The 6,002-nt window shown below is 69.5% G+C and carries 8 protein-coding genes; 3 read left to right on the plus strand and 5 right to left on the minus strand.

Going from position 1 to position 6,002, the window contains the following annotated elements; genetic code table 11:
• Positions 1-900, minus strand: a 900-nt coding sequence (locus QK444_RS31185) for an MFS transporter (protein WP_282785664.1), incomplete at its 3' end; no start/stop codon positions are given.
• A 135-nt stretch (positions 901-1,035) separates the two neighbouring features.
• Here QK444_RS31185 and QK444_RS31190 point away from each other — a divergent pair.
• The 3 genes from QK444_RS31190 (at position 1,036) to QK444_RS31200 (ending at position 3,318) form a co-directional block, all read left to right on the plus strand.
• Entirely contained in the window at positions 1,036-1,701 is a 666-nt protein-coding gene (locus QK444_RS31190; protein ID WP_282785665.1) for a metalloregulator ArsR/SmtB family transcription factor, read from the plus strand.
• A 216-nt stretch (positions 1,702-1,917) separates the two neighbouring features.
• Complete coding sequence (locus tag QK444_RS31195; RefSeq protein WP_282785671.1) at positions 1,918-2,355, plus strand: redoxin domain-containing protein; 438 nt, start codon at positions 1,918-1,920, stop codon at positions 2,353-2,355.
• Positions 2,356-2,376: 21 nt separating this feature from the next.
• A complete protein-coding gene (locus tag QK444_RS31200; RefSeq protein ID WP_282785666.1) occupies positions 2,377-3,318 on the plus strand; it encodes a cytochrome c biogenesis protein CcdA in 942 nt (313 codons plus the stop codon).
• A 76-nt stretch (positions 3,319-3,394) separates the two neighbouring features.
• Here QK444_RS31200 and QK444_RS31205 read toward each other — a convergent pair whose 3' ends face one another.
• The 4 genes from QK444_RS31205 to QK444_RS31220 form a co-directional block, all read right to left on the minus strand.
• Positions 3,395-3,598, minus strand: a complete 204-nt coding sequence (locus QK444_RS31205; protein ID WP_282785667.1) for a hypothetical protein — start codon at positions 3,596-3,598, stop codon at positions 3,395-3,397.
• 149 nt (positions 3,599-3,747) lie between these two features.
• Positions 3,748-4,062 (minus strand): DUF1707 domain-containing protein, encoded by a 315-nt coding sequence (locus QK444_RS31210; protein WP_282785668.1) that lies wholly within the window; start codon positions 4,060-4,062, stop codon positions 3,748-3,750.
• 8 nt (positions 4,063-4,070) lie between these two features.
• The gene (locus QK444_RS31215) at positions 4,071-4,643 is read right to left on the minus strand and encodes a hypothetical protein (protein WP_282785669.1); all 573 of its coding nucleotides are present in this window, start codon (positions 4,641-4,643) and stop codon (positions 4,071-4,073) included.
• Between the two features lie 128 nt (positions 4,644-4,771).
• Positions 4,772-5,761 (minus strand): TerC family protein, encoded by a 990-nt coding sequence (locus QK444_RS31220; protein ID WP_282785670.1) that lies wholly within the window; start codon positions 5,759-5,761, stop codon positions 4,772-4,774.
• Between the last annotated feature and the right edge of the window lie 241 nt (positions 5,762-6,002).

A 6,002-nucleotide genomic window follows, 5' to 3' on the forward strand; every position in this document is an offset into this window, starting at 1 on the left:
GCGGCCGTGGCGGTCGACGAGCCAGCCGGTCAGCGGGGACGGGAGATACATCGCGCCGACGTGGATGGCGATCACCAGTCCGGCCGCGGCGGTGCCGTGCCCGTGGTGCAGCATGTGCACCGGCGTCATGGTCATGATCGCCACCATGACCAGCTGTGTCACCGCCATGACGAAACCGCCGATGGCGACGCCCGAGCGGGAGCCGTCGGCCGCCGGACGTGCGGTCGTGGTCGAGCTGGAGACCGGATCGCCCGGACCCAGGGTGCGTGCCAGCAGCAGGGGGTCCGGGCGCAGCCAGACCGCCAGCACCGCCGCGGCCAGTGTGTAGGCCGCCGCGGCGAGCAGGAACGGTCCGGCCAGATACGGAATGTCGATGGCCTGGGCGAGGCTGCCGGTCGGCGCGGCGAGATTGGGGCCGACGACGCCGCCGAGCGTGGTGGCGACCAGCACGGTGGAGATGGCACGGCCGCGGTGCGAGACGCTCGCCAGATCGGCACCGGCGTAGCGGGCCTGCAAATTGGTGGCGGTGCCCGCGCCGTAGACGAACAGCGCGACGAACAGCAGCACCGGATTGTCCGCGACGGCGGCGGCGATGACACCGACACTGCCGACCGCGCCGGTGAGATATCCGGCGGCCAGCCCGGGACGGCGGCCCCGCGCCTGCGACAGCCGCCCCACCGCGACGGCGGCGACCGCGGAACCCGCCGTGAACAGCGCACTGGGCAGCCCGGCCAGACTGGTCGAGCCGAGCATGTCCTGTGCCAGCAGCGCGCCGACGGTGATCCCGGCGGCCAACCCCGCACCGCTGAGGATCTGCGCGGACACCAGCACGGTCAGCACGCGGCGTTGCGCGCGGGCGATCTCGGGGGAGTCGGCGGTGCTGGTGGCGCTGTGGGGCATGAGAGCGTTCTTTCCTGGCAGTGGTGAAGCGGCGCACCCGCTCGGGTGGTCCGAGTGGCGCTACAATCGCACCATCCGATGTTATTCCATAGAATTATGGAATAAGCTATCCAACAGAGCATTGGAGAAGCAAGCGTGAGTGAGGTGACCGGCCGTAAGGCGGCCCTGTTCGACGAGATCGCCCGCGTCGGCAAGGCGTTGGGCAACGGCCGCAGACTCCAGATCCTCGACCTGCTCACGCAGGGGGAACACACCGTCGAGGCCATCGCCACCGCGACGGGCATGAACCTGACCACCGCGTCGGCGAACCTGCAGGCACTCAAGGCGGGTGGGCTGGTGCGGTCCCGCCGCGACGGCACCCGCCAGCACTACCGCCTGGCCGGAACCGACGTTGCCCGTCTGTTCGCCCTGGTGCACACCGTGGCCGAAGCCCACCTGTCCGATGTCGCCGTCGCCGCGGCGGCCGTCCTCGGCGCACCCGAGAACGCCATCACTCGCGACGAACTGATCCGTCGCCGCGACGCCGGGGAGATCACCCTCATCGACGTCCGCCCGCACGCGGAGTACCGGGCGGGCCACATTCCCGGCGCGATCAATATCCCGCTGTCCGAACTGGCGGCCCGGCTCGCCGAACTCCCCACCGACCGCGACATCGTCGCCTACTGCCGCGGGGCCTACTGCGTCATGGCACCGGACGCGGTCCGGATCGCTCAGCGGTCCGGGCGGGACGTCAAACGGCTCCGGGAGGGGATGCTCGAATGGGCATTGGCGGGCCTACCGGTGGAGCGCACGTCGCAATAGCCATGCGGCCGTGGTCTGGGGCCGCCGCGCTGGGCGCGAAAGTCGTTCGAGGCTGTGATGATAGGCGTTCAGGGTTCCCATTCACCGACCGGAGGTTCACCGATTGTGAAGAGCGTTCGACTGCTGCTGCCGATACTCGCCGCCGTGCTGGTGGCGGCCGGATGCGGTGGTGACACCGAGGACGCGGCATCGACCACGGCGGTGTCGACCACGGCGGTGAGCGAAGCGCCGACCAGCGTCGCGGCGGACGCCCCCGTGCCGGAGGAACTACAGTTCACCGCGCAGACGATCGACGGCGCGGAGTTCTCCGGGGCCAGCCTGGCCGGGAAGAAGGCCGTGCTCTGGTTCTGGGCCCCGTGGTGTCCCACCTGCCAGCGGGAGGCACCCGGTGTCGCCGCGGCGGCCGCCGCGCATCCGGATGTGGAATTCGTCGGCGTGGCCGCGCGGGACGACCTGTCCGCCATGCGGGAATTCGCCGACAAATACGGTCTGACGTTCACCCAGATCGCGGATCTGGACGGTGCGGTGTGGCAGCGGTTCGGGGTGACCGCGCAGCCTGCCTTCGCCTTCGTGAGCAAGTTCTCCGATATCGACATGGTCCCGGGCAGCCTGAGTGCGGACGAGATCGCCACGCAGATCAAAGCTTTGGGCTGAGCCCGATGGATGCTGAGTCCCATGGATGCTGAGGTGCTCGGATTCGCCCTCGCGGCCGGATTGGTCGCGGCGGTGAACCCGTGTGGATTCGCCCTGTTGCCGGGCTATCTCGCCCTGGTGGTGGCCGGTGCGGATGACGCCGAACCCGGGCGGCTCGCTGCACTGGGCCGGGCATTGGCCGCCACCGTGGCCATGGCGACGGGATTCCTGCTCGTCTTCGGCGCGTTCGGCCTGGTGATCTCGCCGCTGGCGGTGTCGGTGCAGCGCTATCTGCCCGCGGCTACGGTCGTGATCGGGGTGGTGCTGGTGGGTGTGGGGGCATGGCTGCTGAGCGGCCGTGACATCGCGGTGGCGCTGCCCAAGCCGTCCCGCGGTGCGCCGAGCGCCCGGCTGGCGTCGATGACCGGCTACGGCGTGGCATACGCGATCGCCTCGCTGTCCTGCACGATCGGCCCGTTCCTGGCCGTCACCAGCAGCACCTTCCGCAGCGGATCGGTACTCGGCGGCATCGCCGCCTACCTCGCCTACGGTGCCGGAATGACGCTGCTGGTGGGCGTGCTGGCGGTGGTCGTCGCGCTGGCGGGTGCCGCCGCGACGGCGTGGACGCGAAAACTGCTGCCCTACATCGGCAGAGTCAGCGGCGTCCTGCTCGTGCTCTCCGGGCTGTACGTCACCTACTACGGAATCTATGAGCTGCGACTGTTCTTCGGCGACGGCGACGCCGACGATCCGGTGATCGTCGCCGCCAGCCGTATCCAGGAGGCGATCAGCCGCTGGGTCGGCGACCTCGGCTGGCGGCCATTGCTCGTCGTTCTCGTGGCGGTGTTCGCGGTCGCGGGAATCGGCTGGCGGCTGGTCCGAGCCCGGCGCCGAGGTGGTCGAGCTGGCAGGCGAGTCCGGATTCTCGCGTCTACGCGTCGCTCGGGGTTGGGGCTCACGCGAAGGTTCCGAGCCAGGGGGTGACGGCGTACAGGACGTCGGTGACCTACTCGGCGGTGCCTTCGGCGTGGACGCCGTGCCGGGACCGAGGGCGGTACCGTCAGGTGGGGCAGCCGACCGCGGCGGAGGAGCCGGTGGTGAGTGCGGCGACCAATCCGGCGAGCAGTCCGGCCGCGCATTCGGCCGACCAGCTCATCGCATTGGCGGCGACCGGTGTGGCGGCGGGATCGGCGTGGGCGGCGGCACCGCTGGTCAGGGCCGCGGCGGTGCACAGGATGAGAATCGGGCGAGTCAGTGTACGCATGAGCTGACCTCCGCTGTTTCCGAGCGATGGGTGCTGGTTGCTTGCGGCCGGACGCTATCAGCGACATCGGGGCGGATACAGCCGTCGGTTTTCGGGGCGCCGGTGTCGAGCCGACGTGCCCGAGCAGCCGCGGCTCCGGGTTGCCGCCGTCAGCCGCCCAGCATCGCGCCGATTCCCAGCACCGCGACCACTGCGACCACCACCAGCAGGAAGGCGGCGACGGCGACGAGTGCGGCGACGACCAAGGGGCGCAGTGGATTTCGTATGGTTGTTGTCACTGTGACGGCGGGTAGGTCGCGGGTCAGGCGGTCGAGGTCGGCGCGGCGGCGGGCGTGGGCGGCGGCGTCGGCGCGGGCGGCGAACTCGTCCGCGGTCAGGGTGCCGACGGCGAGTTGGGTGCGGAGCAGTTCGATGACTCGCTCCCGGTCGGCGGTGGTGGCGCGGGGTGGTGGTCCGAAGGGCATGGGTGTGGTCACTGTCTGGTCGGGTGGTTCAACCGGTGCCACGCCACGGTCCAAGCGGTGTCACGGCGGTGGTCGATCGCGGTGCGGGTGGCCCAGATCAGCAGTCCCGCGGTGGACCAGACCGAGAACAGGGCCACCATGCCCGCGCCGATGCCGTCGAGGAGAGCGTCGCCGGTGCGCAGGGGCGGGTCGACCGGGGTGCCGTCCGCGCCGATCCACACCGGGACTTCGTCGCCGCGGCCGGTGTCGTACGGGACCGGCGCGGTGCGGGTGTGTTCGTGTCCGTCGTCGTTCCATGAGACGCTGGCCAGGAAGCGGCGCTCGGATTTCTGGTGCGTCGGATCGTCGGTGATGGTCGCGGTGACAAGCGTCTTGGTGGCGTTGTCGGACAGGATGCGGGTGTTCGTGCGGCTGTAGGCTTCGGTACCGACGGCGCCCGCGATCGGGACGACGAGCAGGCACAGCGCCAACAAGGTTGCGATGGCGACGGTTTCGAAGCGCAGGGAGGCGGGCATCAGGGGGCTGGCGTTCCACGGTCGCATCCGCCAGAGCCGGACCGAGAGCGACGGGTAGCCAGACATCGCAGTCACCCACTTCCGGCGAACTGGCTGTCGTCTTGCACGCGCGATTGGTCGCACCTGCGATTATCCCACGCCGGCGGGTGTGCGTCAGATGATCCGTCGATGGCGCTGCGGCCGTGGACCTTCCATCAGTCGGGTTTGTCGGTGGTGTCCACGGAACCGGTGTTCGGGGACGGTGTCGATTCCTCCGGCGGCGGTCGGCCGATGCTGACCACCACCGAGATCGTGAGCACCACCACGACTACCGCCAGGCTCACCGGGGACGGGATCTCCGGGATGGCGGGCGTGATCGTCTTGTGGGCGGCCTGGAGGATCAGTTTGACGGCGATGAATCCGAGGATGATCGCCAGGCCGGTGGACAGATGGTGGAAGCGCGCCAGCATCCCGGAGAGCAGGAAGTACAGGGCGCGCAGCCCGAGAATGGCGAAAGCGTTGCTGGAGTAGACGATGAGCGGTTCCTGACTGACGGCCAGCACCGCGGGCACGCTGTCGACGGCGAAGACGATATCGGCCGCCTCGATGGCCACGACCACCACCAGCAGGGGAGTGGCCACCCACCGGCCCGCCGAGCGGACGAAGAAGTGCGCGCCGGAGTACTCGTGCTGGATCGGCATGATCCGGCGTACCAGCCGCACCGCCGTACTGCTGCCCGGATCGAAGGAGTTGTCGTCGTCGACGAGGAGTTTGTAGGTGCTGTAGAGCAGGATCGCCGCGAAGACGAACAGGACGGCGGTGAACCGCTGCACCACGGCGACGCCGAGGATCAGGAAGATGCCGCGGAACACCAGCGCGCCCAGCACACCGAGGAACAGCACCCGGTGCTGGTACTCGCGCGGAACCTGGAAGTACCCGAAGATCAGCGCGAAGACGAAGAGGTTGTCCACCGACAGACTCTTCTCCAGCAGCCAGGCGGTGGTGAACTCCACCGACGCGGTCGGGCCGACCGCGACCGCGACGAGTATCGCGAAGGCCAGCGACAGGCCGACCCAGAGAATGCTCCAGCGCAGTGCTTCCTTGAATCCGATCACATGCGGACCACGGTGCGCGACGAGATCGACGACGAGGCCGACGGTCACGGTTGTGCCGAACACCGCCCACAACCAGAGGGGGACGTCCATTTCCGCAGCTCCTCGGATTCTCGGCCCGGTGTGGAGTTCGGTCGCGCCGCATGGTGGGCGGTGGCTCGACCCGGAGCACCGACGCGTCGCCAGGATGACCGCGGCGTCGCCGAGATGCTCGCGGCTCGCGGTGCTTCGCGTCCGATCGGCCCTGTATCGACAGGCCGCCCTATCGACAAATGTACCGGAGCCGCGTGCCGTGACCGCGCTTTCCGGCTGCCACCACGGCCGATTGGGGCCG

Origin of the sequence: Nocardia sp. CC201C, from assembly GCF_030010695.1 — a bacterium.
Taxonomy (GTDB): domain Bacteria; phylum Actinomycetota; class Actinomycetes; order Mycobacteriales; family Mycobacteriaceae; genus Nocardia; species Nocardia otitidiscaviarum.

Coding starts and splice junctions, on each gene's coding strand:
- QK444_RS31210 (WP_282785668.1), bottom strand. CDS start 4,062: ATGCCCTTCGGACCACCACCCCGCGCCACCACCGCCGACCGGGAGCGA.
- QK444_RS31200 (WP_282785666.1), top strand. CDS start 2,377: ATGGATGCTGAGGTGCTCGGATTCGCCCTCGCGGCCGGATTGGTCGCG.
- QK444_RS31215 (WP_282785669.1), bottom strand. CDS start 4,643: ATGTCTGGCTACCCGTCGCTCTCGGTCCGGCTCTGGCGGATGCGACCG.
- QK444_RS31220 (WP_282785670.1), bottom strand. CDS start 5,761: ATGGACGTCCCCCTCTGGTTGTGGGCGGTGTTCGGCACAACCGTGACC.
- QK444_RS31205 (WP_282785667.1), bottom strand. CDS start 3,598: ATGCGTACACTGACTCGCCCGATTCTCATCCTGTGCACCGCCGCGGCC.